Raw genomic sequence first — 25,874 nt, 5'->3', positions numbered from 1 at the left:
TCTCAATGAGGCGCTTGACGGCGGCCGGGCAAAATGGCAATCGCCGCCGACCTTGGAGATGCGGGTATAGCATAGTGGTAATGCTCTAGCCTTCCAAGCTAGCTAGGCGGGTTCGATTCCCGCTACCCGCTCCAACAAAATCAGGCATCGATAATGCGCGAGCCGACGGGCTCGATTGGCCGCCGAGAGGCGCGCCGAGCCCCGGAACTTGCCGCTATCCGCCGGCGTTATCCATCTACCTGACGGAATGCACAGCCGGACAGAATCGCATTGTTCGCGCGGCGGCGCTCGGCTTGGGCCGGTCGGGAGGGGGGCATTAGCGACTAGGAGAATTTCGATGTCCCCATCTCTGAAAAAACTGGCACCCGCCGTGGTGATTTTGGCCGGCTCGCTGGCTTTGGGCGGCTGCGCCACCAAGGGCTTCGTGCGCGAGCAGGTCGCGGTGGTGAGCCAGCGCGTCGATGCGCTCGAACAGCAGTTGCAGACTACCGACGCCACCGCGAAACAAGCCTTGAGCGAAGCACAGGCCGCATCGGGACAGGCGCAGAACAATGGCCAGCGTCTCGATCAGCTCAACAGCCGCGTCGATGGCATCGAACAGCGGATGCAGGCGCAGCAGAAGCGGCCGCGCAACTGAGGCGGCTAGACGGCAACTGCTGATCAACCGTGATTTCTATCGCCGTCGCTTCCGGGCGACGGCGATCCCTTCATTCGAGTGCATCGACCTATGATCAAAGTGTTTCTGGCGATTGCAGGGCTCGCGTTGACCGCTTCGATGCCGGCTCGATCGGCGGAGCCTCCTCCCGCACCCGAAACCAGTGACGCGGTCACGCGATCGGAGGCCGCCACGCGCGTCGCCGACTGGGTTGCTGCGTCAGGGGACAATGCCGCCTTGCCTTATATCATTGTCGACAAGGAGGCGGCTTCGCTCCTGCTGTTCGACGCGAAGGGGAAAGCGCTCGGGCAGGTTCCGGTTTTGATCGGCGTTGCGGTCGGCGACGAAGCGACCCCGGGGATTGGTTCGAAGAATCTCGCCGAGATCGGGCCCGCCGAGCGAACGACGCCCGCCGGGCGCTTCCTCGCCAAATTCGGGATGGCGGCCGGAAAACAGCGGGTGCTCTGGGTCGATTATGCGACGTCGGTGGCGCTCCACCCGATCCCGACGGGCAACCAGAAGGAACGCCGCCGCCAGCGGATGCTGTCGCCCGGCATCGATGACAACCGCATCACCTTTGGCTGCATCAACGTTCCGTCGCTATTTTATAGCAAGAGCGTCCGCCCGCTTTTCCAGAAGAAGGGCGGATATGTCTATGTGCTGCCCGACACCAAGCCGCTCGAGGCGGTCTTCCCGCGTCTGCACGTCCAGTCCTATGCGAAGGCGGCCGCCTCCTGAGGCGCCCGTGCCGAATTAGCCGGCCGGCTCGACGCCCAGAAGTTCGACCGTGAACAGCAAGGTCGCGCCGCCGGGGATCGGGCCCTTGCCGTCGGGGCCGTAAGCGAGCTGCCAGGGGATCGCGAATTCGACCTTGTCGCCGACACCCATCAACTGCACGCCTTCCTGCCAGCCGTCGATCACGCGATTGAGCGGGAAGCTCGTCGGTTCGCCGCGTCGCACCGAGCTGTCGAACTCGCGGCCGTCGGCGAAGGTGCCGACATAATGGACGGTGACGTTATCGGCCGGACCGGGGTGCGCGCCGCTGCCGTCGCCCGCGATTCGGCGCCAGCGCAGCCCGCTCGGCGTCACGCGCCATCCGTCGGCGCCATTGCGCTCGGCGAGCGCTGCCATCTGTTTGTTGAGCCAGGCGGTGCCTTGCGTCGGTGCCGCGTCGCCCGCTTGGGCGATGGCCGAAGCCGGAATGCAACAGGCAAATGCGGCCGCCGCAAGCAGCCGGTTCAAAGACGATATGCGCATGAAAACTCCCTCGATCGTTGCACGCATAAACGCACGGCGAGCCGAATAGGCAAGGGCATATCGATCGGGACGGGAAGGGGCGGCAGGAACCTTCCTTCGCATCCCTCGTTTCACCTTCGTACACATCAATCAGAGACTTGAGGCACGGCCACCGGTCGCTTCTTCTTTCGAAAGCCTGTTTCGAGGGCTTTCGAAACCGGTGCTGCGCGTCCTGCTCTGGGCAATCGAAGGAGACGTCGGATGTTCAAATGGGCTTTGATCTTTGCAGTCATTGCGCTGCTTGCCGCTGTTCTGGGTTTCGGCGGCGTCGCGGGCGCCGCGGCGGGTATCGCCAAGATCCTGTTCTTCGTCGGCCTTGCGCTCGTTGTGCTGTTCCTCGTCCTCGGATCGGCCGCCGCGAAGAAAATCACCTAAAATTTGATCGCGGCGGGAACCATCCGGTGCCTGCCGCGTTTCACCTATCTATCGGATCGAAAGAGAAGGTAGAATCTGGTTCCTGTCTTCGGACGGAACCTAGGGAGCCCCGCCGCAGAAATGCGACGGGGCTTACCTGTTTCTAGGCCGGAAAGGCCGCGCGGACGCGGCGTTCGAGCACCGCGAGCGGGATGCGTCCGGCACCCAGCACCACATCGTGGAAGCGCTTGATGTCGTAGCCCGGGCGTTTCGACACTTCGTCGCGCACGCGGCTGATCGCAATCTGGCCGACCTTGTACGCGCAGGCCTGCCCCGGATAGACGATGTAACGGTCGATCTCGGTGCGCGATGCGCTCGGCGAATTCGACGAATTCTCGACCATATAATCGATCGCCTGCTCGCGGCTCCAACCCATCGCATGGATACCCGTATCGACCACGAGCCGCGATGCGCGGAACGCATAGGAGGCGAGGTAGCCGATCTTGCCGAGCGGATCGTCTCGATACATGCCGAGCTCGTCGGCGACCTGTTCGGCGTAGAGTCCCCAGCCTTCGCCATAGGCGGTGACCGACGCCGCCTGGCGATAAAGCGGCAGTTCGGCGTCCTCGAACTTCAGCGCACCCTCGAACAAGTGCCCTGGCGCGCCCTCGTGATACGCCAAGGTGGGGAGCGTGTAGCGCGGCCATTCGGCGGTATCGCGCAGGTTGATGAAGAAGATGCCGGGGCGCGAGCCGTCGGGCGTTCCCGCCTGCGCCGAGCCGCCCGGGGCACCGATCTCGATCTCGGGCGGTACGCGGCGGATTTCATAGGGTGCCTTGGGCATACGGCTGAACACCTGCGGCAACTTGCCGCGGATGCTGACGAGCAGGCCGTTGAGGTAGGTGAGCATTTCGGCGCGGCCCGCATCGTCGTTTGCGAACAGCTGGCCGTCGGCTTTGCCGAGCGCGTCCAGCCGTTCACGGATGCTGCCGTCCTTGTAACCCTGCGCTTTCAGCAGCACGTCCATCCGCGAGTTGAGGTCGGCAACCTGTTCGCGGCCGATGCGATGGATTTCGGCGGCGCTGAGGTTCGTCGTCGTATGCTGGGCGAGTGTTGCGGCATAATAGGCCTCGCCATCGGGCAGCCGCGCAACGCCGGCATCGGTACCGGCGCGCGGCAGCAGCGCGGTCAGCGCATCGATCTGGCGCGACAGCGCGGCGCGGATCGGGCCTTCGAAGGCAGCGACGGCGCGCTCGCCATAACCCGAAAGGCCGATTGCGGTGCTGCGCTTGGCGATCGAGCTAACGAGCGTCTTGCCCGCGACATCGCCATCGCGCAGACGTGCAAGCTGTTGAAGCGCCTGATCGAGGATGAAACGCGGGGCGACGACGCCCATTGCCGCGTTCGCCTTCACGATTTCGGTGTCGGCGTCGAACAACGCCGGGATCGCCTGCAGCCGCACCATATAGGCGTCGGCATCGGCCTGGCTCGCGACCGGATGCTGGCTGTCGAGGAAGGTGCTGACCCCGGTGTAGAAACCGCCGAGCTGGGTGACGCCATAGGGGCCGGGACGGTGGCCGAAACCACCGGTGTGATAGGTGAAGCGCGCGAGCCGCTGGCGCGTGACCAGATCGAATTCGGCGCTGTCGTGCGCGATACGTGCTGCGTCGCCGAGCGTATCGGCCTTGATCGCGCGCACCGCCGCGAGGTCGCTGTCGATCTGGCGCGTTCGCGCTGCGCGGGCAGCGGGCGACCAGTCGGGAAACTGCGCGCGTAGCGCGGCGCGCGCGCCGGTATCGAGGCCGAGCGAGGTCGCGCGCGTGGGATCGTCGCGCAATCCCTGTTCGAACTGTGCCGCGAGAAGCGTGTCGAGGCGCGAGTCGGCGCCTTCTTTGGCCGCGACTCCCTTGGCCGCGACGGGGCCGGCGACGGCCGCGACGGCAAGGCCGCCCATTCCTGCCAGGACAGTTCGCCGGTCGGGTGCGGTGTCGGTCATGCGATTCTCTCTCCTCCGTTGTGCGGCGAACCTAGGGTTGGGGCACGGCCGCCGCAACATGCTGGCGTCGCGCCGGAAAATTCGATTCCGGGCCGACCCGTCCGGCTTCCGCGACCAATGCCCCCGCGATGCGGATCATTTGGGGGACGATCCTCGTTGATGGAATTCGCACGGAATGTTCCAGCGGATGGAGAATGAAATGACCATGCTCAAAAAAGCGGCCATATCTTTGGCGATGCTCTCGATGGTTGCGGCGCCGGTCGCCGCCTCCGCGGCGGACGGCGTACGCGCGCTGTCGGTGACCGAGGGCCAAAGCGACTTGGGAGGCAATTCGAGCTGGATCATCGGGCTGATCGGCCTGTTGGCCGGCATCACCGCCATCGTCCTGATTGCCGATGACGACAAGGATTCGCCTGTCAGCCCGGATTGATCGCCGGCATCCGGCCGCGCGCATCGATTGGTGCGTGCGGTCGTTGCGGTCCGCAAGGCAGGCGCCGCGCTTTCACCATCATGAACGGCGCGGCGCTTCTGCGACATTTTGCGACAATTCTCCGTCGATCCGGCAATGTGCTGAGACGAACGACGCCTAGAACGGCTTCATCGGGATCCGGCTCCTGTCCGGAACGCCCTTGAAGGAGTTCGTTACGTGAACAAGAAAATCTCTCTTTTGACACTGGGCGCCGCGCTTCTTGCCGTGCCCGTTCTTGCTGCCCCCGGTGGTGCGGCCAAGGGTGACGCTGACGGCAATGGCGTGCTGACCCGCGCCGAAGCGCAGGCGAGTGCCGCACAGATGTTCGCCCGGATGGATGCGAACAAGGACGGCAAGCTCGACGTCGCCGACCGCAGTGCGCAGCACGCGGAACGTCAGGCGAAAATCTTCGCCAGCCTCGACGCCGACGGCAACGGCAGCATCAGCAAGGCCGAATGGGACAAGCATGGTGCCGACCGCGCCGCCAAGCGCGGCGAAAAGCGTGCTGAAGCCGGCGAAGGCAAGCGCGACGGCATGCGCGGTGGCCATCACGGCAAGCGCGGCGGCCACCATGGCATGGGCGGCCGTATGATGGGCAAGGCCGACACCGACGGCGACAAGGCGATCAGCCAGGCGGAATTCCAGACCGCGGCACTCGCGCGCTTCGATGCCGCCGACGCGAACAAGGATGGCCAGGTGACCGCCGACGAACGCCAGGCGCAGCGCGGCGCATGGCGCGCCAAGCGCGGTGCGGCTCCGGCCGCTCCCGCAAGCGAATAAGCCATTTGGCAGGGGCCGGGCGCAAAGCGTAGGGCCTTCCTCCCCCCTCCCGGCATTGCCTTTGTCGCCGGTCCCTGCCAGCTATCGCCCATCGGCCCCCGTGGCCGGTGGGCGAACTAGCATTTTTCCATGGAAACCCGATGACCGATAGCGACACGCCCCGCATCCTGCTGATCGACGACGAACCGTCGATCCGCGAACCGCTCGGCGAGTATCTGACCGGGCAGGGCTTTGCCGTCACCGACGTCGCGAGCGCCGCCGAGGCGCGCTCGGTGCTGCGCGCGCAGGGCGTCGACCTCGTCGTCAGCGACATCATGATGCCCGGCGAGGACGGCCTGTCGCTGACACGCCATTTGCGCGAGACGAGCAGCATCCCGGTCATCCTGCTGACCGCGCGCGCCGAGGACACCGAACGGATCATCGGACTGGAAATCGGCGCCGACGATTATGTCGTCAAACCCTTCAACCCGCGCGAACTGGTCGCGCGCATTCGCACCGTGCTGCGCCGGACGCAGCAGGGCGGCCGCGCGCTCGATCCGGGCGGGACTTATTATGCATTCGGCGACTGGGTATTGCGTGAGGTCGAGCGTGTGCTCGTCGATGGCGAGGGCAATGAGGTCGCGCTGTCGTCGGGCGAATATCATCTGCTGCACGCGCTGGTCCGCCATCCGCGGCAAGTGATGAGCCGCGACCGGCTGCTCGACATGGTTCGCGGGCGCGAGGCCGATATCTTCGATCGCGCGATCGACAATCTGGTCAGCCGGTTGCGCAAGAAGATCGAGGTCGACGCCGCGCACCCGCAGCTGGTCAAGACTGTGTGGGGCGGGGGCTATACGCTCGCGTGCGAAGTGAAGCGGATGGGGCCGGCGGCGTGAAACTGCGCCTGTGGCCCAAAAGCCTGATCGGGCAGCTCGTCTTTGCCGTCGCGGTGATGCTGTTCGTCGCGCAGGCGATCAATTTCGTGCTGCTGTCGCGCGGGATGCGGCAGCAGACCCTCGCGCATGGTGGCGGCATGGCGGTCGCGCGGATCATCGATGCGATCGAGCGCGACCGCCGCGGCGACTTCGGGCCGCCGCGCAACGAACGCGAGCGGCACGAAGCCCGCGAGCGGGCGGAAAAGCTGGTGATTTCGGATCAGCGCCCCCCAATGCCCGTCGGCGCCGTCCGGGTGCCCGACCTTGCTGCCTATGTCGAAGGTTTGCTGGGCGAAACCAATATCCCTGCGACCATGGTCGATGCGTGGGCGGTCCCGCCGCGCGAACGGCAACGGCTGCGCCGGCCTGCATTCCCCGACCGTGCCGTCATTGTCGTCGCCAAGGTCGATGGGCGCTATTTCGCGGTGCGAACGCGAATTGCGGCAGGCGGAAACCGGCTTCAGGGCTTCCTCGTCTGGCAGACGCTGTCGCTCTACCTGTTGCTGCTCGTCCCGATCATGCTGATCGCGTGGCGCGCCGCGCGGCCGCTGCGCGACCTGACGCGCGCGGCGCGTGCCAATCCGGCGCTCCGCGATGCCGAGCCGCTCGAGGAGGAGGGGCCGTCCGACGTGCGCGAGTTGATCGGCGCCTTCAACGCCTATCGCAGCCGCATCGCGACGATGCTGTCGGACAAGGACCGGATGCTCGGCGCGGTCGGGCATGATCTTCGCACCCCGCTCGCCAGCCTGCGCGTGCGGGTCGAGCAGATCGACGACGACAGGCTGCGCGACAAGATGATCGCCAGCATCGAGGAAATGACCGCGATGCTGAGCGACATATTGGCGCTCGCGCGATCGGGCGCAGGGACCGAGGCGCAGGAGCGCATTCCGCTGCACGAACTGATCGGCGAGCTTGCGGCCGATTATCAGGAGCGCGGGCAGGATGTCGAGGTCGGCGATATTGCCGGCGCCACGGTGCTGGCGCGACCGATGCTGCTCAAGAGGGCGCTGCGTAATCTCGCCGACAATGCGGTCGCTTATGGTCTGCGGGCGCGGCTGTCGGTCATGCTGCGCGAGGGGCACGCCCGGATCATCGTGTCGGACGATGGCCCCGGCCTGACCGACGAGCAGATCAAGACGCTGATCGAGCCCTTCGCGCGCGGCGAGCAATCGCGCAATCGCGCGACCGGCGGGGCGGGGCTGGGGCTATCGATCGCGCGCGATATCGCCGAAGGCGAGGGCGGGACGCTGGCGCTGAACAATCGTGCAGGCGGCGGGCTCGACGCGGTGATTACGTTGCCGGTCATATCTTAGGGCCAACGTAGCCCGCACCGGGTAGGGAGACGCAATCCCCATTTTCTTCATCCTCGCGAAAGCGGGCCGCAGAGCGTTCGTTGACCGAACCAGCCCCGGATCCCGCTTTCCCAAGAACGATGAAGCTATTTTTTGAAGCGGGGCGCCGCAGCCTAGCAGTTGCCCTTAACGCCATCGGCACAGTCAGCAGCCGATTCAACGTCTTTCCCGGCACCTTCGACCGTATTGCAAGCAGACAGAAGCAATATCGAACTGCCAATAGCGAAAATTTTCAGAAGATTTTTCATTCTCTCTCTCCAACGGCGAGGGCGAACCACCCTCCATTTGGGTTTCGATATTCTGGCAACGGCCGTTTGCATCGATCGTTCCGTTGCATCGGCTCCACGCTGGGCGAAGCGTTCAAAATGATCGCTAGGCCGCTTCCCGAAAGCTGGCCGCCGGCGGTTGCAACCGGACGTTCGTCGTCCCGGACTTGGTCCAGGATCCACCGAGACGATGAAAGAAAGGAAATTGCCAGCCGAATATCCAGGCCGGCGAATGGCGATTCAGGTCGATGTCACGCGTAGATCGCGATCGCCTGACTGCCGCTCAGGATCGGTTCGCCAGCGCGGTTCCACAGCATCATGTCCTGGACCGACAGGCCATGCCGCGCATAGCCGGTCTTGGCCGACAAGAGCCACCAGCCGTCGTCGGTCGCCGGCGTGCCGGTGAGCATATTGACGGTCCAGTTCATCGAGCTGATCGGGCCGAATTCACGGAACAGAGCCATTGCGGCCGGAGGCAGGGCGTCGCCCATCGCGAGCAGCGCGACCGCAGGATGACAGGCTGGCTCCTCGACGAAGCGGACCCAGGTCAGATATTCGCCGACGTCGCTTTTCCATTCGAAACGCGGACCATTGACCGGACGCATATCGAAATGGCGCGTGAAGGAAGGACGCGCCTTATGTTCGGGCACCGGCGCCAGCGTCGCGGGATCGGGCGTATTCGGCATATCGATGCGATTGTGGTCGAGATGGCTCTTGCGGTCGCCCGAGAAGGCGAAGACCGCAGCGGTGCCAAACCCCTGGTCGCTCGACACGCCGGCGTCGATGAACAGCGAGGATTTCGACTGGCGCAGCACGCGCGTCTCGACCGTGCAATCGCCGCCCACCGGGCCGACGAAGCTGATCTGGGCATAGCGCAGCGGCGTCTCGGTCGGATGGAGTGCCATCGTCCCCGCGAGCGCGACAGCCGAGCTGATCCCACCATAAGCGGTGCGGCCCTGCATCCATCCTTCGTCGATATGCGCCTTCGCCACGCCCTCTTCGGTACGCAGCGTCGAGAGCAGCGCGTCGAGCGCGCTGGGAGAGGTCGTCATGTCTGGGTTAATCCTCGATCTGGAACGTCAGTCCGGCATGTTCGGTGAGCCGGTCGATCAATGCATCGCCGAGGAGCGCGCCCGGCGTCCACACGCCACCTTCGCCCTTATTCGCGAGCAGCGCGATGCCCGTTTCGGCGAGCATCTTCGACGTCGATCCATAGCCGGGGTCGCGGTCGCCCTGAACGCTGGCGCGCACGGTGGTGCCGTCCGGATATTCGCCGATGAAGAGCACATCGTAAAAACCGTTATCGCGCTCTTCCTTGCTCGGGCCTTCGCCGGGCTTGATGCTGGGGTCAAAGGGATTCGCCTTCGCCATCGCTTCGGCCATGGCCTTTCCGGCGTCACCGATCGTCGTCATCACCATCTCGTCATAGACCAGATCCGCGCCCCACGGATGGCCGAGCAGGAAATTGGTGCGATGGACATTCTTGGTGTTGATCGGCGCCATCACGAAGGGCGCGGTCCAGGTGCCTGTCGCGGCGTCATATTCGGGAACGAGGCCGGTCGGCTGCGAGGGCCCCTCGAAGCCCGGGGTCAATGCGAAACTCGATTTGAGGAGCAGCGCGAGCGACGGCTTTTTTGCCATGGCCTTCAGCGTTTCGGTGAGGCTCGCGATCGTACCGCCCGAAGCTGCGCCCGCCATCTTGCGGACGCGGCCCTTGACGCGCGGCGCAGGTTTGCCGTGGCGTTTGATCGCTTCGGCCTGCAGGAAATGAACGCCGAGGTCGAAGGGGATGCTATCGAAACCGCAGCTGAAGGTGATGCGCGCGCCCGATGCCTTGGCGGCGTCTTCGTGCGCGTCGATCATGTCGCGCATCCAGCCGGGTTCGCCGCAGAGATCCGCATAGGCGGTCCCCGCCTTCACGCATGCCGCGACAAGTTCGTTGCCGTAAAGCTGGTACGGACCGACGGTGGTCAGCACGACCTTCGTGCTTGCCGCCATTGCGTCGAGGCCGGCAGGATCGCTGGCGTCGGCGACGATCAGCGGGGTGTCTTTGGGCGCACCGATCAGGTCGCGGACCTCGGCGAGCTTGTCGGCGCTGCGCCCCGCCATTGCCCATTTCGGCGCGTCTTTGCGCCCGGCGTAATGCTCGGCAAGATATTCGGCGACGAGCCGCCCGGTAAAGCCGGTCGCGCCATAGACGATGATGTCGAATTCGCGGGCCGCAGCCATGGCTATCCTCCCTTTACGTAAACGTTAAGTGGAGGCTAGCGCAGGCGGCGGAGCTTGCCAAGCGCGAAGGTCTAGCGGCGCCAGAAGGGGCGTTTCTTGACGACGACCGGCGCCCCGACGGCTTCGGCTCTTCCTTCGGCGCGTGCGGCGCGGAGTTCGGCATCGGTTGCATGTTCTTGCGCCCGGTGTGCTGCGAGCTCGTCGCGCCGCTTGGCGCGCAGCGCGTCGTAGCTCCAGCGCGTATGGCCGTAGCCGAACAGGCAGAGCAGCCCCCCGGCAATCGCCAGATTCTTCATCGCCGCCATAGCTTGCACCGGATCGGTGAATTCGCGGTGGAAGAAGAGGATGGTGGCGAGGACGAAGATCGCGAGCAGTATCGATATGAGGCGAACGGCGATGCCGAGCGCGATGCAGATGCCCGCGATCAGTTCGAACAGCCCGACCGGAATGGCGAGGCCGCCCGGGAGGTTCGCGGCGCTAATCATCGCGCTGGTGTCGGACACGTGGATCAGCTTGTTGATCCCCGAAACGATGAAAATCAGCGCGATAAACAGGCGTCCGATGAAAACGGCAAGCATGGACATGGATTTCGTCCTCCAAACAGGCCCCGTCCGCTTGTGCAGACAGGACGCGCGGGGAGGCGATCGGGTTCCGGCTAGCGCGGCGTGAAGACCAACTCGGCGATCTCGCAGTCGCTGCAATCGATCGCGCGCAGCGTGGCGGCGCCGGGACCGGCGGGCAGGTCGACATCGGCGAGCTTGACGACCTGCCATGCGGCGCCTGCGGGAACGGCGATGCCGCTCTCGTCGATGCCGATGCGCCCGCCCTTTGCCGAGCGCACGCGCGCGGCGACGGTCCAGCGGCCGGCCTTTGCAACCTCGGCGCTGTAGCGCATCCATTCGCCGGTGACGAAATCGCTAACATAGGGGGCGCCGTCCGCGCCGCGCGCGATATCGACGCCGTCGTTGCGGTACGTGCGGCCGTTGTTCCACACCGCCCAATCGCCGCCGGTCGCCACATGATAATCGGCGTCGACGCTGTCTTGATAGGCGACGCCAGCCGCGCCGAGGTCATAGTCGACGGCACGGATGGTAAGCGGACCTCCGCCGATGCGGCGCGCGACAAAGGGCCTGTAGCTTGCATCGTGCGGTTGGCGCAGCATCGCGTCGATGACGTCGCGGTGCACGATATTCTTCTCGAACCGGCTGTTTTCGGCGAAAGTCATCATCGCCGCAAAGGCCGCGTCGGCGTCGGGCTTCGGCCCCTTGCCGGTCGCCCATGCGACAATTTTCATCCAGCCTTCGCCGGGATCGATTTCGAGCGGCTGGTTGAAGCCGATTTTCTTGAGCGGCCAGAAATTCCAGCCGATGCCTTCACCCTCGACCAGCGCGATTGCATCCCGGAACCAGACATTGCTGTTCTCGCCTGACTCGCCGAGCCAGATCGGGCGATTGGTGCGTCTGCGCGTTGCCGTGATTTCGGCGATGCTCGCTTCGTCGTTGCGGTTCCAATATTTATGGAAACTCAGCACCATATTGGCGTCCCACACGGGCGGCAGGCCTTTGTAATTATTGCCCCAGCAATTGCCCTCGATGATCACGATATGCTTTTTGTCGACCTTGCGGATCGCGGCGGAGATCCGCTGCTGCAGGCTCCAGACCGCCTTATTCTCGGTCTCGTCGCAGCCATTGCCCTTGCCGGGGGTCGCGAAGCTCCAGTTCGGCTCGTTGATCAGGTCATAGCCGCCGATCCACGACTCATCCTTGTAGCGGGCCGCAAGTTTGGTCCACAGCGCGACGGTTTTCCGCTGGTTCTCTTCGCTCTGCCACAGCGAAGGTTTGGCTGGATCTCGATCGGAGATGGCAAGGTCGTTGCCTTGGCCGCCGGGCGCGGCGTGCAGGTCGAGGATCAGGTAGATGCGGTTCGCCTTGCTCCATTCGAGCAGGCGGTCGATGCGCTGGAAGCCCTCCTCATGCCATGTGTCCTGGCCGGGCTTCGGTTCCTTGTCGGTCGGCAGGGTCAGCTGGTCGAAATGGATCGGCAGGCGCACCGAGTTGAAGCCCCATTTCGCCATCGCGGCGATGTCCGCCTCGGTCGTGTGATTGTCGAGCCAGGCGCGATAGAAGGTCGCGGTGCGCTCCTCGCCGACCAGTTCGACAAGCTTGGCGCGGATCTTGTGCTGCTGCCCGACCTCGCCGAGCTTCAGCATATAGCCTTCCTGCAGCATCCAGCCGCCGAGGCCCATGCCGCGCAGGATCACCGACTTGCCCGATCCGTCGACGATCTGGGTCCCCTCAACCTTCAGAAAGCCCTCGGCGTGCGCCGCAGTCGAGGAAAGCAGCGCGGTAAGCGCGAGTGCGGCGGTGCGGAATTTCATGACCTCATCCCCATTTTTGATTTATGGGAACGTTATCAATTTCAGCTGTGAGGGCAAGCGCGTTAGCGTAAGTCGCGGTATCAGAGCTTGGGCAGCGTGACGCCCTTTTGCCCCATATATTTTCCCGCGCGGTCGGCGTAGCTCGTCTCGCACGGCTCATTGCCTTGCAGGAACAGGAACTGGCACGCGCCTTCATTGGCATAGATTTTGGCGGGCAGGGGGGTGGTGTTCGAAAATTCGAGCGTCACATGGCCTTCCCAGCCGGGTTCGAGCGGGGTGACGTTCACGATGATGCCGCAGCGCGCATAGGTCGATTTGCCGAGGCAGATGACGAGCACGTCGCGCGGGATGCGGAAATATTCGACCGTGCGCGCCAGCGCGAAGCTGTTGGGCGGGATGATGCAGACGTCGGTTTCGCGGTCGACGAAATTCTTCGGGTCGAAATCCTTGGGATCGACGATCGTCGAATCGACGTTGGTGAAGATCTTGAACTCGGGCGCGACGCGCGCGTCATAGCCGTAGGAGGAGAGGCCGTAGCTGATGCAACCGTCGCGGCGCTGCGCCTCGACAAACGGTTCGATCATGCCCTGCGTTTGGGCGGCTTCGCGAATCCAGCGATCGGAAAGAATGGCCATAGTGTCTCTTGTCGGTCCTGTGGGGCTTGCGCAAGCGGTCAGTCGATGAGGCCGAGATCCTTGGGCCCGAAAGCTACGGGAAGCAGCTCGCTGAGCTTGTAGGTCTTCACCGCGCTGCCGTCGCCCGAGGCACAATGGACGAGAATGTCGGTCTGCGATCGTTCGGCGGCTTCGTTCAATATCTGGCGGCAGCGTCCGCACGGGTTGACCGGATCGGTGCCGAGCAGCCTGTCGCCGTCGGGGTGGCCGCCGACGATCGCGACCTCGGCAAGCTCACCGATCCATCCCTCGTTGACGATCTTTGCCACCGCGACGGTTTCGGCGCAGAGCGTCAGGCCATAGCTCGCATTTTCGACATTGGCGCCGGTCACGACGTCGCCATTCTTGAGCAGCAGCGCTGCGCCGACGTGGAAGCCCGAATAGGGCGCATAGGCGCGGGTTGCGGCGTCGCGCGCGGCGTCGATCAGTGCATCACGGTCCTCGGTCATCGCATCTCTCCTTGCGGGCGCAGCGCGTTCCAGCCGACGGTGCCCTCGGCGCCCGACAGCCGGATATAGTCGTTCGCCTGCCACATCGCCCAGGGATGGGCACCATAGTCGGGTTCGAAGAAATCGCGGCGCAGCCAGGTGGTACGCGCGATACCCTGTGTGACTCTGTAATCGGCCTCGAACGCCGGGCCGGGGGCGATCAGGCTGCGCTTGCCCATATGCGCCTCGATCTGTGCCAGAAAAGTGGCGAGTTCGGACAGCAGCAGCGCGCGCGTCGGGCGGTCGGGGCAGCGATCATCATAGTCGAGCCACACGACCGCAGGGAGGGCGTCGGCGCGGCGCGGGACATGGCGAATGAAATTGGCGGCTTGGTCGGTGGCGAGCTGGCAGAGGCTGTAGCGATGGATCGCGCCTGCCTGCACCCCGGCCTCGCGTGCAGCAGCCATGTTACGCGCGAATTGCGGATCGACCCCCGCCGAGCCGTCAGTCCCCATGATGTATGCGAAATCGGCACCGGCGGCCTTGATCGACCCCCAATGAACATCGCCATTGCCCGCGTTGATCGTCACGCCCTGGATCGGATAAAGCGCGCGGTCGGGCGTCCAGCGTGCCGCCCACCATAGCGCGAGTCCCGCGGCGAGGAGCAGCAGCACGATCGCGCCGCCGATCTTGCGCAGCGTCCGCGCGATTGCCGCGCGCCAATCGTCGGCGGCCTTGCCTGACCCTTTGCCCCTGATCGCCCCCGTCGCCATGCTCAACCCTTGATGTGCAGCACGCAGATCAGCGTGAACAATCGCCGCGCCGTTGCGAAATCGACCGCGATCTTGCCGTCGAGGCGATCCATCAGCATCTCGGCTGCCTCGTTGTGCAGGCCGCGCCGCGCCATGTCGACGGTCTCGATCTGCTGCGCTGTCGACGTCTTGATCGCCTGATAATAGCTATCGCAGATCGCGAAATAGTCGCGGATCGGGCGGCGAAAGCGGCCAAGCCCGAGGATGATGGCCTCAAGCGGGGAGCCATCTTCGCGTGATATTTCAAAGATCAGCCGGCCGTCCTCGACACGCAACATCAAGCGGTAGGGGCCAGCATAGCCATCCTCATGCCCGCGTTGCGGCACGAATTTATTATCTTCGATCAGGTCGAAGATCGCGACCCGGCGTTCCTGCTCGACATCCGGATTGCGCCACACGATCGAACCCTCGTCGAGTTCGATCGAAATGATCCGTTGTTTCGAAGGGTCTGCGTCGGCCATATTCTTCGTGCTTCTACTTGCCCGGGGGCGAAGGGCAAGCCGACTTATTCACAGCATTCCACAGTTATGATATGCCGGACAACATAGCCGGTTGCGCCGATGGGGTCGCCGCCGCATGAAGACAGCGATGCCTGAATTAGCCCTTATCCCGACCGCCGTTGCCACGGGCGACGAGCGCCAAATGCCGCGCAATATCGAGGCCGAGGCCGCGTTTCTCGGTGCGATTCTGATCGACAACCGAGTCGTCGAGGATTTGCCCGTCGCGCTGACCCCCGAACATTTTTTCGAGCCGCTGCATGGCCGCATTTTCCAGCAGACGATGGCGCTGATCGAGCGCAACAGCATCGCGACCCCGGTCACGCTGAAGCCCTATTTCGAGGCCGACGAGGCGATCAAGGCGGTCGGCGGCGTGGGCTATCTCGCGCAGCTTACGGGTAGCGGTGCCGGCCTGATTGGCGCGCGCGACTTTGCACGCCAGATTTTCGACCTCGCGCTGCTCCGCGAACTGGCGGGGGTCGGGCGAACACTTGTCGAAAATGCGCTCGACACCAGCGAAAGCGTCGATCCGCAGGCGCAGATCGAGGAGGCCGAAACCGCGCTTTATCGCGTCGCGGGCGGCGAGGCCGAGATGGGATCGGTCAAGAATTTCAGTCAGGCGAGCCTCGTCGCGCTGCAGGCGGCCGAGCGCGCGCTCAATTCGGGCGGTCATCTGTCGGGGATTACCACCGGCATCGCGAGCATGAACGCCAAGATCGGGGGCATGCACAATAGTGACTTGATGATCCTCGCCGGGCGCCCGGGCATGGGCAAGACCTCGCTCGCGACCAATATCGCGTATAATGCCGCCGAGCGCTTCCGCCGCGACGAGGATGACGGCATCCCGCCCGAAAAGAATATGGGCGCGAAGGTCGCGTTCTTCAGTCTCGAAATGTCGGCCGACCAGCTCGCGACGCGTGTACTTGCCGAGCAATCGGGGGTGTCGGGCGAGGCGCTGCGCATGGGCAAGATCAGCAAGGAGCAGTTCCAACAACTGAGCCGCGCCGCGCAGCAGCTTCAGACCCTGCCGCTGTTCATCGACGATACGCCGGGGCTGACCATCGCGGGGCTTCGTACCCGTGCCCGGCGCCTGCAGCGGCGCCACGGCATCGGCTTCATCATCGTCGACTATCTCCAGCTCTTGCAGGGTTCGTCGAAGAGCGGCGACAACCGCGTGCAGGAAATTTCGGAAATTTCGCGTGGTTTGAAGACGCTGGCGAAGGAACTTCATGTGCCCGTGATGGCGCTGTCGCAGCTCAGCCGTCAGGTCGAAAGTCGCGAGGACAAGCGCCCGCAGCTCTCCGACCTTCGCGAATCGGGCTCGATTGAGCAGGACGCCGACATGGTGCTCTTCGTGTTTCGCGAAGATTATTATGTCGCGGCGAAAGAGCCCAAGCGCCCGGTCGAGGGCGACGATGTGAAGATCCATGCGCAGCATGAGGAATGGGCGGCCGAGATGGAGCGCGTTTTCGGCCTCGCCGAAGTGATCGTGGCAAAATCGCGTCACGGCTCGACTGGCAAGATCCGTATGCACTTCGAAGCCAAGACGACGAAGTTCAGCGACCTCGCCGACGACAGCATGGCGTTCGAGGATTATGAGTAAGGCGGTTTAGAACGCCGGGTCGTTCGCCGGATCGTCGCCCAGCGGCGTCACTTCGCTGTGGATGCCGCACTCGGTCTTGTCCCAGCCGCGCCAGCGGCCCGAGCGGGGGTCTTCGCCGGGCTTGACCTTCGACGTGCAGGGCGAGCAGCCGATCGAGGGATATCCCTCGGCCTCGAGCGGGTGGCGCGGCAGGTCGTGCGCCTCGAAATAGGCGTCGAGCTCTTCGCGCGTCCAGTTGGCGAGCGGGTTGAATTTCAGGCGGCCGGTCGTGCCGTCGAGTTCGAAGCGCGCGAGGCCCTGCCGCGTCGACGACTGGAATCCCTTGCGACCGGTGATCGACGTGTCGAAATCGGTGAGCGCCTTTTCAAGCGGCTTCACCTTACGGATTTCGCAGCAGCCGTCGGGATCGTACGACCAGCGCAGTTCGGTTGCGTCCTTGGCCGCGAGGTCGTCGGCGTCGGGCGTCAGGTTGACGATGTTGAGCCCCAGCTTTGCAGCCAGTTCGTCGCGATAGGCGAGCGTTTCAGGGAAATGCTTGCCGGTATCGAGGAACAGCACCGGCATGTCGGGCGCAACCTGCGTCACTAGATGGAGCAGCACCGCGCTTTCGGCGCCAAAGCTCGAGACGATTCCGGTCTCGCCGAGCAGCCCTGCGCCGATCACGCTCGTCACCACCTCCGCGGCGTCCTGACCGCGGAAGAGGTTGTTGAGGCGGATGACGTCGGCCTGCGTGAAGCGCGGGGCTACGTCGATCCGGTCGCGGGTGCGGTCGGAGTTTTTGGGGGGAGAGACTTTCACGTCAGCCATGCCTTAATTTCCAGATCGGCACCGCGCCGTCTGCGGCGCCCTGATAATGTTCGGGCCAGCGTGCGAGCGCTGCCTCGACATCGGCCGCGTTGAGCTCCTTTTCGGGCGCGAACGTATCGAAGCCGCAGCGCTTCATATAAGCAATCTGGTCGACGAGGACGTCGCCCTGCGCCCGGAGCTCGCCCACATAGCCCGCTTCGCGAAGGATGCGCGCCGACGAATAGCCGCGGCCATCGCGGAATTTGGGGAAGGCGACCTCGATCAGCGCGAGCCGGTCGAGATGCGGGATCAGCGCGCGCGCATCCTCATCGGGTTCGAGCCGCACCGCGGTCGCGTTCGACTGCGACAGGAAGGCGTCGAGGGTGACCGCGGGTTCCTCACCCTCGGCGTGGATATGCTCAACCATAGATCGCCTCCTTGAAGGGGGCCATGCCGACGCGGCGGAAGGTGTCGACGAAGCGTTCGCCCTCGGTGCGTGTCTCGAGATATTTGTCGGTGACGCGCTCGATCGCGTCGACGACGCCATCCTCGTCGAAACCGGGGCCGGTGATCGTGCCGAGGCTGACGTCCTCCGCGCCCGAGCCGCCAAGCGACAGCTGGTAGTTTTCGGTGCCTTTGCGGTCGACGCCGAGGATGCCGATGTGGCCGGCGTGGTGGTGCCCGCACGCGTTGATGCAGCCCGAAATCTTTAGCTTGAGCTCGCCGAGTTCCTTCTGGCGGCCGAGGTCCGAAAAGCGCGTCGCAATTTTCTGCGCGACCGGGATCGAGCGCGCATTGGCGAGGCTGCAATAATCGAGACCGGGGCAGGCGATGATATCGCTGATCAGGTCGAGGTTCGGCGTCGCAAGCCCCGCGGCGTCGAGCGCCTGCCAGACTGCGTAAAGATCGGCTTTGCGGACGTGCGGCAGCACGATGTTCTGCGCATGGGTGACGCGCAGTTCGTCATGGCTGTATTTCTCGCCAAGATCGGCCATCACGTCGATCTGTGCCGAGCTGGCGTCGCCCGGGATGCCGCCGATGGGCTTCAGGCTGATGTTGACGATCGCATGGCCCGGAACCTTGTGCTTCGCGACATTCTGGTCGACCCAGACCGCGAAATCGGGATCGCTGCGGTCGATGTCGTCGGGCGCCGACGCGTCGAGCGGCGGCGGCGCGAACTGCGCGGCGATGCGGTCGAATTCGGCCTTCGGCGGGTCGATGCCGAGCGACTTCACATGTGCGAACTCTTCCTCGACCTGGCGGCGATATTCGTCGGCACCGAGTTCGTGGATCAGGATCTTGATCCGCGCCTTATAGATATTGTCGCGGCGGCCGTAGCGGTTGTAGACGCGGAGGCACGCCTCGGCATAGCTCAGCATGTCGTCGAGCGGCACGAAATCCTTGATCAGCGGCGCGATCATCGGGGTGCGGCCCATGCCGCCGCCGACGTAGAAGGCGGCGCCATGCTGCCCGTCCTTCTCGACGATCTGGATGCCGATATCGTGGAGGCGCATCGCGGCGCGATCCTCGTCGGCGGCGATGACGGCGATCTTGAATTTGCGCGGCAGATAGCTGAATTCGGGGTGGAAGCTCGACCATTGGCGGAGGAGTTCGGCCCAGGGACGCGGATCGGTGATCTCGTCGGCGGCGGCGCCGGCCCACTGGTCCGAGCTGATGTTGCGGATGCAATTGCCGCTCGTCTGGATCGCGTGCATCTCGACCGATGCCAGATCCTGCAGGATCGCGGGCGCGTCCTCCAGCTTGATCCAGTTATACTGGATATTCTGGCGCGTGGTGAAATGGCCGTAATCGCGGTCGTACTTGCGCGCGATATGCGCGAGCATGCGCATCTGGCGGCTGTCGAGCGTGCCATAGGGAACAGCGACGCGCAGCATATAGGCATGAAGCTGGAGATAGAGGCCGTTCATCAGGCGCAGCGGCTTGAACTGGTCCTCGGTGATTTCGCCCGCAAGCCGGCGGCGCACCTGATCGCTGAATTCGGCGACGCGGGCATCGACCATCGCATGGTCATATTCGTCATATTTGTACATGTCAGATCACCCAGTCGCCGGCCGCGGGATCGGCGGGTTTCAATGTCAGGTCGGGGCGCACGGTCGGCCCCAAGGCGCGAATACGGTCCTTGATATGCGCGGGGCGCGGACCGTCGGCGGTTTGCTCGCCGTTGATGATATAGGGGGCGTTGACGCGGCGTGCGCCTTCCTCGGCGGCGAGGATCGCCTCGCCATGCTCGCCGACGTCGGCGGCGTCCTCGATGTGCAGCGACCAGTCGGCGCCGGTCCACCAGGTGACAAATCCTGTTTTCAGGTCATTGCCCGTGAGCAGCTTCATGTGAAATCCCTTATTTGTTCGGCAACGCCCGGCGCACCGAGGCAGTCGAGCGCATCGGCGCGCGCCGCGACCTTGCCGACGATGATGAGCGCGGGGCTCTGGACTTTTTCGCGTGCGACCAGGTCGCCGAGATCGGTGAGCAACGTGCGCATCACGCGGGCATCGGCCGTGGTGCCGCGCTCGATCACCGCAACGGGCAGATCGGGCGAGACGCCGTCGGCGATCAGTTTGTCGGCGATCGCCGTGGCTGTTGCGAGGCCCATATAGATCACGAGCGTGCGGCCATGGCCCGCGAGCCCCGACCAGTCCTGATCGGTCAGATCCTTGCACTGCCCCGCGACGAAGCTGACCGCGCTCGCATCTTCGCGGTGGGTGAGGGGGAGGCCCGCTTGCGCGGCGCAGCCCGCCGCCGCGGTGATGCCAGGGACGACCTCCACCGCGACGCCGGACTTGCGCGCAGCGTCGAGTTCTTCGCCGCCGCGGCCGAAAATGAACGGATCGCCGCCCTTCAGGCGCACGACTTGCTTGCCCGCGAGCGTTTCACGGACGATCAGCTCGTTGATGAGGTCCTGCTTCATCGTGTGACGGCTGCGCTGCTTGGCGACGCTGACGCGTTCGACATGGGCCGGGATCAGCGCGAGCACGCCTTCGCCGACCAACCCGTCGTGGACGACGAGATCGGCGCTTTCGAGCAGGCGCGCGGCGCGCAGCGTCAGCAGGTCGGGGTCACCGGGGCCGGCGCCGACGAGCCACAGCTTGCCGGAAGAGGACGGGGTCTTTTCCATGCACCGTAGATGGGCCGCCACCGCCCGCATGGCAAAGCAGCCTTTTTTGACACCGGTGAAGGTAAAATTGGCAGTGGGCTAAAGGTAGTTCTTGGTGACCAGCTGTGAGCCTTCGGGATCGCGCAGGCCCACTCCGATCGACGCGCGCATCGTATCGCTTTCGGCCGACGCCACGGGATAGGCGCAATAGTCGGCGGCGTAGAAGGCGCTCGGGCGATGATTGCCCGACAGGCCGATGCCGCCAAAGGGCGCCGCCGACGAGGCGCCATTGGTCGGGCGGTTCCAATTGATGACGCCGGCGCGGGCGTTGGCCCAGAACTGGTCGTAAAGCTGCGGCGTCCCGCCGATCAGCGATGCGGTGAGACCAAAGGCGGTGTTGTTCGCCTCGGCGATCGCGGCCTCGAAACTGTCGACGCGGATCACCTGGAGCAGCGGACCGAACAGCTCGACGTCGGGCCGTTCGGGCATCGCGGTGACGTCGATGATGCCGGGGGTCAGGAAGGGGCGGCCCGCGACCGGACGCGTCATATGGCGGATCACCTTGCCGCCGTTCGACATCAGGATCAGGAAGCTTTCGGTCAGGCCGTCGGCCGCCTCATTGTCGATAACCGGCCCCATATAGGGCGCGGGCTCGGCGTGCGGGTGATCGACGATCAACCGGTTGGCGAGGCTGCAAACTTCCTCAACCAGCGCGTCTGCGAGGCTGTCCTTGACGATCAGCCGCCGCGCGTTGCTGCACCGCTGGCCGGCGCTGAGGAACGCCGACTGGACGACGATAATCGCGGCGGTGCGAATATCGGCGGTGTCCCACACGACGATCGGGTTGTTGCCGCCCATCTCGAGCGCGAGCATCTTGCCGGGCTGGCCTGCGAACTGGCGGTTAAGCGCGAGCCCCGTGCGCGCCGAGCCGGTGAAGAGCAGGCCGTCGATGCCGGCGTGGCCCGCGAGCGCCTTGCCCGTTTCGGGGCCGCCGATCACCAGGCGGAGGACCTCTTGCGGCACCCCGGCGCTGTGGAAGAGCTCGACGAGCTTGGCGCCGACCGCAGGGGTTTTTTCGGAGGGTTTGAAGAGTATCGAATTGCCGGCGATCAGTGCGGGGACGATATGGCCGTTGGGCAGATGTGCCGGGAAATTATACGGGCCGAGCACCGCGACTGCGCCGTGCGGCTTGTGGCGCACTGCGTTGCGCAGCCCCATTGCGCCCTCGATCCGGCGGTTAGGGGTGCGTTCAGCGTAGGCTTTGACCGAAATATCGACCTTGTTCGTGACCGATTCGACTTCGGTGCGCGCTTCCCACAGCGGCTTTCCGGTTTCGCGCGCGATCAGGTCAGCCAACGCCTCGCCCTCGGCCTTCACCCGGTCGACGAAGCGGCGCAGCGTTTCGGTGCGGAAGGTGACGGGCTTCGCGGCCCATTCGGGCCAGGCGCTGCGGGCGATTTCGACCTCGGCATCGACGTTGCTGACCGGGCCGCGCCAGAGCTCTTCACCGGTTGCGGGTTCGAATGAAATCAATGTCTCGCTCATGGTCGCAGGGGTCTTATCGGTGAAAGCGGGCGGCGGCAACCTGTGGCAGCGGTGCGTGACGGATTGCTTGCGCCGCGCCGCGCGGTTGGCGATAGACGCGAGACGAGTCCCGCGCGCCGGGGTGACTTTAAAGCCAAGCAAGGGGACGTGCCATATTGGCCCAGCAGGATGCAAAGCAGGACGGGCGCCGCGACTGGTCGGACCAATTTTGGTGGTCGTCCGACGGCGTCCGGCTGCACGCGCGCGTCTATGCCGGGCCGGACGGGACCGAAAACGCCCCACCGATCCTTTGCATGCCGGGCCTCGCGCGCAATGCCCGCGATTTCGAGGCGCTGGCGCCGCATGTCGCCCGCTATCGCAAGGTAATCGTGATCGAATTTCGCGGCCGCGGCGAAAGCGCCTACGCCAAGGATCCGATGACCTACGTCCCGCTGACCTATGTGCAGGATGTCGTTGCGATGCTAGGCGAGATGGAGATCGAGCGCTTCGCGGCGATCGGTACCTCGCTCGGCGGGCTGGTCGCGATGCTGATGGCGGGGACGCTGCCGGGGCGGCTGGTTGGTGCGGTACTGAACGACGTCGGACCCGAACTCCAGGCCGCGGGGCTCGAGCGGATTCGCGATTATATCGGCGCGGGCGGCAGCCAGCCGACGTGGATGCACGCCGCGCGTGCTTTCGCCGAACTCAACGGCGCGGTCTATCCCGGCTATGAAATCCACGACTGGCTGCGGCTGACCAAGCGCACCCACCGGCTGACCGCCGAAGGCCGCATCGTCACCGATTATGACAAGCAGATCGCGGCGCCGCTCCGCGTGCCGGGCGGCGGTGACGCAGCCGCCGACCTGTGGCCGGTGTACCGTGCGCTGGGCGACATCCCGCTGCTGATCCTGCGCGGCGAGCTCTCGGACATATTGGCGCGCTCGGCGGGCGAAAAGATGGTCGCCGAACTGCCGCGCGCGCGGCTGGTCGAGGTGGCGGGGGTCGGTCATGCGCCCACGATGGACGAGCCCGAGGCGCGAACCGCGATCGACGCATGGGTGGCGGAGCTTCCGAAAGCGTGAGTGCCGCCGAGCTCGAGACGCCTTGGCCGATCCGCATCCTGCACCTCCACTCGAGCTTCTCGCTCGGCGGCAAGGAAGCGCGTGCCGTCCGCCTGATGAATTTGATGGGCGGCCGGGCGCATCACACGATCCTGTCGGCGGTACCCGATGCGCTCGGCGCGCGCGATGCGATCGATCCCGGAATCGTTGTCGATTTCCCGAAGGATGCGCCGCCGCTCCACGGCAAGCCGTCGCTAGCGCGCTATCGCGCGTTGGCGGACTATATGACGCGGTTCGAGCTGGTCCTCAGCTATAATTGGGGCGCGATGGACGGGGTGATGGCGCGCCGCGTCCATGTTTCGCGCCTGTGGCACAGCATGCCCGCGCTGATCCATCACGAGGACGGCTTCAACGAGGACGAGAGCGTCCGGCGCAACTGGAAACGCAATCTTTTCCGGCGCTTGGCGCTGCGTACGGCGCAGTCGGTCGTGGTTCCGTCGACGTTGCTTGAACGGATTGCGTCGGACGAATGGGGTGCGGGTGACCGCGTGGAGATGATCCGGAACGGCATCGAAACCGCGCGCTATGCCGGCCGTCCGAGCATTTCGATCCCCGGTTTCAGTCGGCGCGAGGGAGAGGTGGTGATCGGCACGGTCGCAGGGCTGCGCCGGGTCAAGGACTTGCCGCGGCTGGTTCGCGCCGTTGCGACCCTGCCGCAGAATGTCCGGCTCGTGATCGTCGGCGAGGGCCCGGAGTATGAGGCGATAAGGGGGGAGGCGGCTGCGTGCGGGCTCGCCGATCGTCTTGTCATGCCCGGTTTCATGGCCGATCCCGCGTGCTGGATCGGCCATTTCGATCTGCTGGCGCTGTCGTCGCAGAGCGAACAGATGCCGATCGCCGTGGTCGAGGCGATGGCGGCGGGACTGCCGGTCGTCAGCCCCGGAGTGGGTGATGTTGCGGCAATGGTGTCGGATGCCAATCGTCCCTATGTCGCGCCTGACGAGGTGGCGTTCCGCGCGGCGCTGGCGCAAATGACCGAAAGCGCCGCGCTGCGGGCCGATGTCGGGGCCGAGAACCGCCGCGTCGCCGCCGAACGGTTCGACGAATCAAATATGGTCGGCGCCTATGAAAAGCTCTATGCTCGCGCACTTGAAGGTTTTGGGCCGTTCGGCGGCGGATGGGTCGGCTTCGATTGACAAGTCGCCCGAATTTCCGCTTACGCAAGCGGCAACGGGGGCCGGTTCGCGGGCGCGGATTGGCGGAGAGAGAGAAGGTTTAGAGTGTTCAAAGGTTTGAAGCCCATCCTTTACGGCGGACGTGAAGTCTGGCCGCTGATCGAGGGTGGCAAGGGCGTGTCGGCGACCAATCATATGTCGAGCGGCGCCTGGGCCGCGGCGGGTGGTATCGGCACCGTATCGGCGGTCAACGCCGACAGCTATGACGCCGAAGGCAAGATCATTCCTCAGGTCTATCACGCGCTGACGCGCAAGGAGCGCCACGAGGAGCTGATCCAGTACGGCATCGAAGGCGCGGTCGCGCAGGTCGAGCGCGCCTATGAGGTGTCGGGCGGCAAGGGCGCGATCAACATCAACGTGCTGTGGGAAATGGGCGGCGCGCAGCAGATTTTGGAAGGCGTGCTTGCGCGCACCAAGGGTATGGTCGCGGGTGTCACCTGTGGTGCGGGTATGCCGTACAAGCTTAGCGAAATCGCCGAGCGGCACAATGTGATGTATCTGCCGATCATCAGCTCGGCGCGCGCTTTCCGCGCGCTTTGGAAACGGGCGTATCACAAGGTCCCGCACCTGCTGGGGGCTGTGGTCTATGAAGACCCCTGGCTTGCCGGCGGCCATAACGGCCTGTCGAACGCCGAAGATCCGTTGGTCCCGCAGGATCCCTATCCGCGCGTCGCCGCGGTGCGCGAAACGATGCGCGCCGAGGGCATTTCGGACGATGTGCCCATCGTGATGGCGGGCGGCGTCTGGTATCTCCGCGACTGGGAGAATTGGATCGACAATCCCGAACTCGGCCAGATCGCCTTCCAATACGGCACGCGCCCGCTGCTGACCGAGGAAAGTCCGATCCCGCAGGCGTGGAAGGATCGCCTCCGCACGCTCGATGATGGCGATGTGCTGCTCCACCGCTTCTCGCCGACCGGTTTCTATTCCAGTGCGGTGCGCACGCCGTTCCTGCGCGACCTCGAAGCGCGTTCGGAGCGCCAGATTCCCTATTCGAAGCAGGAAGCCGGCGATCATATCGTCCAGCTCGACGTCGGGGTGAAGGGGAAGAATTTCTGGGTCACCCCGCATGATCGGGCAAGGGCACGCGACTGGGCGGCCGAAGGCTATACCGAGGCGCTGAAGACCCCCGACAACACCGTCGTCTTTGTCACCGAAGCCGACAAGGGCGTGATCCGCAAGGACCAGACCGACTGCATGGGCTGCCTGTCGCATTGCGGCTTTTCGTCGTGGAAGGACCATGACGATTACACCACCGGCTACCTCGCCGATCCGCGCAGCTTCTGCATCCAGAAAACGCTACAGGACATCGCGCACGGCGGCGATCCCGAGCAAAATCTGATGTTTGCGGGCCATGCCGCATTCAATTTCAAGACCGATCCCTTCTATTCCAACAACTTCACCCCGACGGTGAAGCAGCTCGTGGATCGGATTTTGACGGGGGATTGATCGC

Annotated in this window: 27 protein-coding genes and 1 tRNA gene; 12 read left to right on the top strand and 16 right to left on the bottom strand. The window is 64.7% G+C overall.

The window, feature by feature from the left end:
* The first annotated feature begins 60 nt into the window (after positions 1-60).
* The 3 genes from GGC65_RS04620 to GGC65_RS04610 all read left to right on the top strand — a co-directional run bounded on the left by GGC65_RS04620 (position 61) and on the right by GGC65_RS04610 (position 1,393).
* A tRNA-Gly gene (locus GGC65_RS04620) sits at positions 61-134 on the top strand.
* Between the two features lie 203 nt (positions 135-337).
* Positions 338-637 (top strand): hypothetical protein, encoded by a 300-nt coding sequence (locus GGC65_RS04615; RefSeq protein WP_192646087.1) that lies wholly within the window; start codon positions 338-340, stop codon positions 635-637.
* 90 nt (positions 638-727) lie between these two features.
* A complete protein-coding gene (locus tag GGC65_RS04610) occupies positions 728-1,393 on the top strand; it encodes a hypothetical protein (RefSeq protein ID WP_192646086.1) in 666 nt (221 codons plus the stop codon).
* A gap of 15 nt (positions 1,394-1,408) precedes the next feature.
* Here the strand turns inward: GGC65_RS04610 and GGC65_RS04605 are convergent, their stop codons facing one another.
* The gene (locus GGC65_RS04605; RefSeq protein WP_192646085.1) at positions 1,409-1,912 is read right to left on the bottom strand and encodes an FKBP-type peptidyl-prolyl cis-trans isomerase; all 504 of its coding nucleotides are present in this window, start codon (positions 1,910-1,912) and stop codon (positions 1,409-1,411) included.
* A 240-nt stretch (positions 1,913-2,152) separates the two neighbouring features.
* Here GGC65_RS04605 and GGC65_RS04600 point away from each other — a divergent pair, with 240 nt between their 5' ends.
* Positions 2,153-2,326, top strand: coding sequence for a DUF1328 family protein (locus GGC65_RS04600; RefSeq protein WP_039574779.1), 174 nt, complete (start codon positions 2,153-2,155; stop codon positions 2,324-2,326).
* A 142-nt stretch (positions 2,327-2,468) separates the two neighbouring features.
* Here the strand turns inward: GGC65_RS04600 and GGC65_RS04595 are convergent, their stop codons facing one another.
* Positions 2,469-4,301 carry a DUF885 domain-containing protein gene (locus GGC65_RS04595; protein WP_192646084.1) on the bottom strand — a complete coding sequence of 611 codons (1,833 nt, stop codon included), beginning with the start codon at positions 4,299-4,301 and terminating at the stop codon, positions 2,469-2,471.
* Between the two features lie 199 nt (positions 4,302-4,500).
* On the opposite strand from GGC65_RS04595, the gene GGC65_RS04590 reads away from it, so the two are divergent.
* The 4 genes from GGC65_RS04590 to GGC65_RS04575 all read left to right on the top strand — a co-directional run bounded on the left by GGC65_RS04590 (position 4,501) and on the right by GGC65_RS04575 (position 7,777).
* Entirely contained in the window at positions 4,501-4,731 is a 231-nt protein-coding gene (locus GGC65_RS04590; protein ID WP_192646083.1) for a hypothetical protein, read from the top strand.
* Between the two features lie 216 nt (positions 4,732-4,947).
* Complete coding sequence (locus GGC65_RS04585) at positions 4,948-5,550, top strand: EF-hand domain-containing protein (protein ID WP_192646082.1); 603 nt, start codon at positions 4,948-4,950, stop codon at positions 5,548-5,550.
* 140 nt (positions 5,551-5,690) lie between these two features.
* Complete coding sequence (locus GGC65_RS04580) at positions 5,691-6,425, top strand: response regulator (protein WP_192646081.1); 735 nt, start codon at positions 5,691-5,693, stop codon at positions 6,423-6,425.
* A complete protein-coding gene (locus tag GGC65_RS04575) occupies positions 6,422-7,777 on the top strand; it encodes an ATP-binding protein (protein WP_192646080.1) in 1,356 nt (451 codons plus the stop codon). Before GGC65_RS04580 ends, GGC65_RS04575 begins: the two co-directional genes overlap by 4 nt.
* Positions 7,778-8,333: 556 nt before the next feature.
* On the opposite strand, the gene GGC65_RS04570 is transcribed toward GGC65_RS04575, so the two are convergent.
* From GGC65_RS04570 to GGC65_RS04535, 8 genes are all read right to left on the bottom strand, one after another.
* On the bottom strand, positions 8,334-9,134 hold the full coding sequence (locus tag GGC65_RS04570) for an acyl-CoA thioesterase (RefSeq protein ID WP_192646079.1): 801 nt from the start codon (positions 9,132-9,134) through the stop codon (positions 8,334-8,336).
* 7 nt (positions 9,135-9,141) lie between these two features.
* Positions 9,142-10,311 (bottom strand): saccharopine dehydrogenase family protein, encoded by a 1,170-nt coding sequence (locus tag GGC65_RS04565; RefSeq protein WP_192646078.1) that lies wholly within the window; start codon positions 10,309-10,311, stop codon positions 9,142-9,144.
* 71 nt (positions 10,312-10,382) lie between these two features.
* On the bottom strand, positions 10,383-10,895 hold the full coding sequence (locus GGC65_RS04560) for a DoxX family protein (protein WP_192646077.1): 513 nt from the start codon (positions 10,893-10,895) through the stop codon (positions 10,383-10,385).
* A gap of 71 nt (positions 10,896-10,966) precedes the next feature.
* Positions 10,967-12,688, bottom strand: a complete 1,722-nt coding sequence (locus GGC65_RS04555) for a cellulase family glycosylhydrolase (RefSeq protein WP_192646076.1) — start codon at positions 12,686-12,688, stop codon at positions 10,967-10,969.
* An 80-nt stretch (positions 12,689-12,768) separates the two neighbouring features.
* Positions 12,769-13,323: a dCTP deaminase gene (gene dcd, locus GGC65_RS04550; protein WP_093512738.1), complete on the bottom strand. Its 555-nt coding sequence runs from the start codon at positions 13,321-13,323 to the stop codon at positions 12,769-12,771.
* Between the two features lie 38 nt (positions 13,324-13,361).
* The gene (locus tag GGC65_RS04545) at positions 13,362-13,811 is read right to left on the bottom strand and encodes a cytidine deaminase (RefSeq protein WP_192646075.1); all 450 of its coding nucleotides are present in this window, start codon (positions 13,809-13,811) and stop codon (positions 13,362-13,364) included.
* Positions 13,808-14,563, bottom strand: a complete 756-nt coding sequence (locus tag GGC65_RS04540; protein WP_192646074.1) for a GH25 family lysozyme — start codon at positions 14,561-14,563, stop codon at positions 13,808-13,810. The genes GGC65_RS04545 and GGC65_RS04540 overlap by 4 nt, the downstream gene beginning before the upstream one ends.
* A gap of 2 nt (positions 14,564-14,565) precedes the next feature.
* Positions 14,566-15,063 (bottom strand): UPF0262 family protein, encoded by a 498-nt coding sequence (locus GGC65_RS04535; protein ID WP_192646073.1) that lies wholly within the window; start codon positions 15,061-15,063, stop codon positions 14,566-14,568.
* 127 nt (positions 15,064-15,190) lie between these two features.
* Between GGC65_RS04535 and GGC65_RS04530 the strand changes: the two genes are divergently transcribed.
* Entirely contained in the window at positions 15,191-16,702 is a 1,512-nt protein-coding gene (locus GGC65_RS04530) for a replicative DNA helicase (RefSeq protein ID WP_192646072.1), read from the top strand.
* 6 nt (positions 16,703-16,708) lie between these two features.
* Here GGC65_RS04530 and GGC65_RS04525 read toward each other — a convergent pair whose 3' ends face one another.
* The 6 genes from GGC65_RS04525 to astD all read right to left on the bottom strand — a co-directional run bounded on the left by GGC65_RS04525 (position 16,709) and on the right by astD (position 22,146).
* Entirely contained in the window at positions 16,709-17,509 is an 801-nt protein-coding gene (locus tag GGC65_RS04525; protein WP_192646071.1) for a phosphoadenylyl-sulfate reductase, read from the bottom strand.
* Positions 17,502-17,915, bottom strand: coding sequence for a DUF934 domain-containing protein (locus tag GGC65_RS04520; RefSeq protein WP_192646070.1), 414 nt, complete (start codon positions 17,913-17,915; stop codon positions 17,502-17,504). Before GGC65_RS04520 ends, GGC65_RS04525 begins: the two co-directional genes overlap by 8 nt.
* Positions 17,908-19,539: a nitrite/sulfite reductase gene (locus GGC65_RS04515; RefSeq protein WP_192646069.1), complete on the bottom strand. Its 1,632-nt coding sequence runs from the start codon at positions 19,537-19,539 to the stop codon at positions 17,908-17,910. The genes GGC65_RS04520 and GGC65_RS04515 overlap by 8 nt, the downstream gene beginning before the upstream one ends.
* 1 nt (position 19,540) lies before the next feature.
* On the bottom strand, positions 19,541-19,837 hold the full coding sequence (locus GGC65_RS04510) for a DUF2849 domain-containing protein (protein WP_039574749.1): 297 nt from the start codon (positions 19,835-19,837) through the stop codon (positions 19,541-19,543).
* Complete coding sequence (gene cobA, locus GGC65_RS04505; RefSeq protein ID WP_192646068.1) at positions 19,834-20,622, bottom strand: uroporphyrinogen-III C-methyltransferase; 789 nt, start codon at positions 20,620-20,622, stop codon at positions 19,834-19,836. The genes GGC65_RS04510 and cobA overlap by 4 nt, the downstream gene beginning before the upstream one ends.
* Before the next feature lie 78 nt (positions 20,623-20,700).
* Complete coding sequence (gene astD / locus GGC65_RS04500; protein WP_192646067.1) at positions 20,701-22,146, bottom strand: succinylglutamate-semialdehyde dehydrogenase; 1,446 nt, start codon at positions 22,144-22,146, stop codon at positions 20,701-20,703.
* A 155-nt stretch (positions 22,147-22,301) separates the two neighbouring features.
* On the opposite strand from astD, the gene GGC65_RS04495 reads away from it, so the two are divergent.
* The 3 genes from GGC65_RS04495 (at position 22,302) to GGC65_RS04485 (ending at position 25,870) form a co-directional block, all read left to right on the top strand.
* Complete coding sequence (locus tag GGC65_RS04495) at positions 22,302-23,207, top strand: alpha/beta fold hydrolase (RefSeq protein ID WP_192646066.1); 906 nt, start codon at positions 22,302-22,304, stop codon at positions 23,205-23,207.
* Entirely contained in the window at positions 23,204-24,382 is a 1,179-nt protein-coding gene (locus tag GGC65_RS04490; RefSeq protein ID WP_318780120.1) for a glycosyltransferase family 4 protein, read from the top strand. Before GGC65_RS04495 ends, GGC65_RS04490 begins: the two co-directional genes overlap by 4 nt.
* A gap of 84 nt (positions 24,383-24,466) precedes the next feature.
* The gene (locus GGC65_RS04485; RefSeq protein ID WP_192646064.1) at positions 24,467-25,870 is read left to right on the top strand and encodes an NAD(P)H-dependent flavin oxidoreductase; all 1,404 of its coding nucleotides are present in this window, start codon (positions 24,467-24,469) and stop codon (positions 25,868-25,870) included.
* The last annotated feature ends 4 nt before the right edge of the window (positions 25,871-25,874 follow it).

Source organism: Sphingopyxis sp. OAS728 (assembly GCF_014873485.1).
Lineage (GTDB): Bacteria > Pseudomonadota > Alphaproteobacteria > Sphingomonadales > Sphingomonadaceae > Sphingopyxis.
Note: the sequence above shows the minus strand (reverse complement) of the source record. Positions and strands in the feature narration are given on the sequence as shown.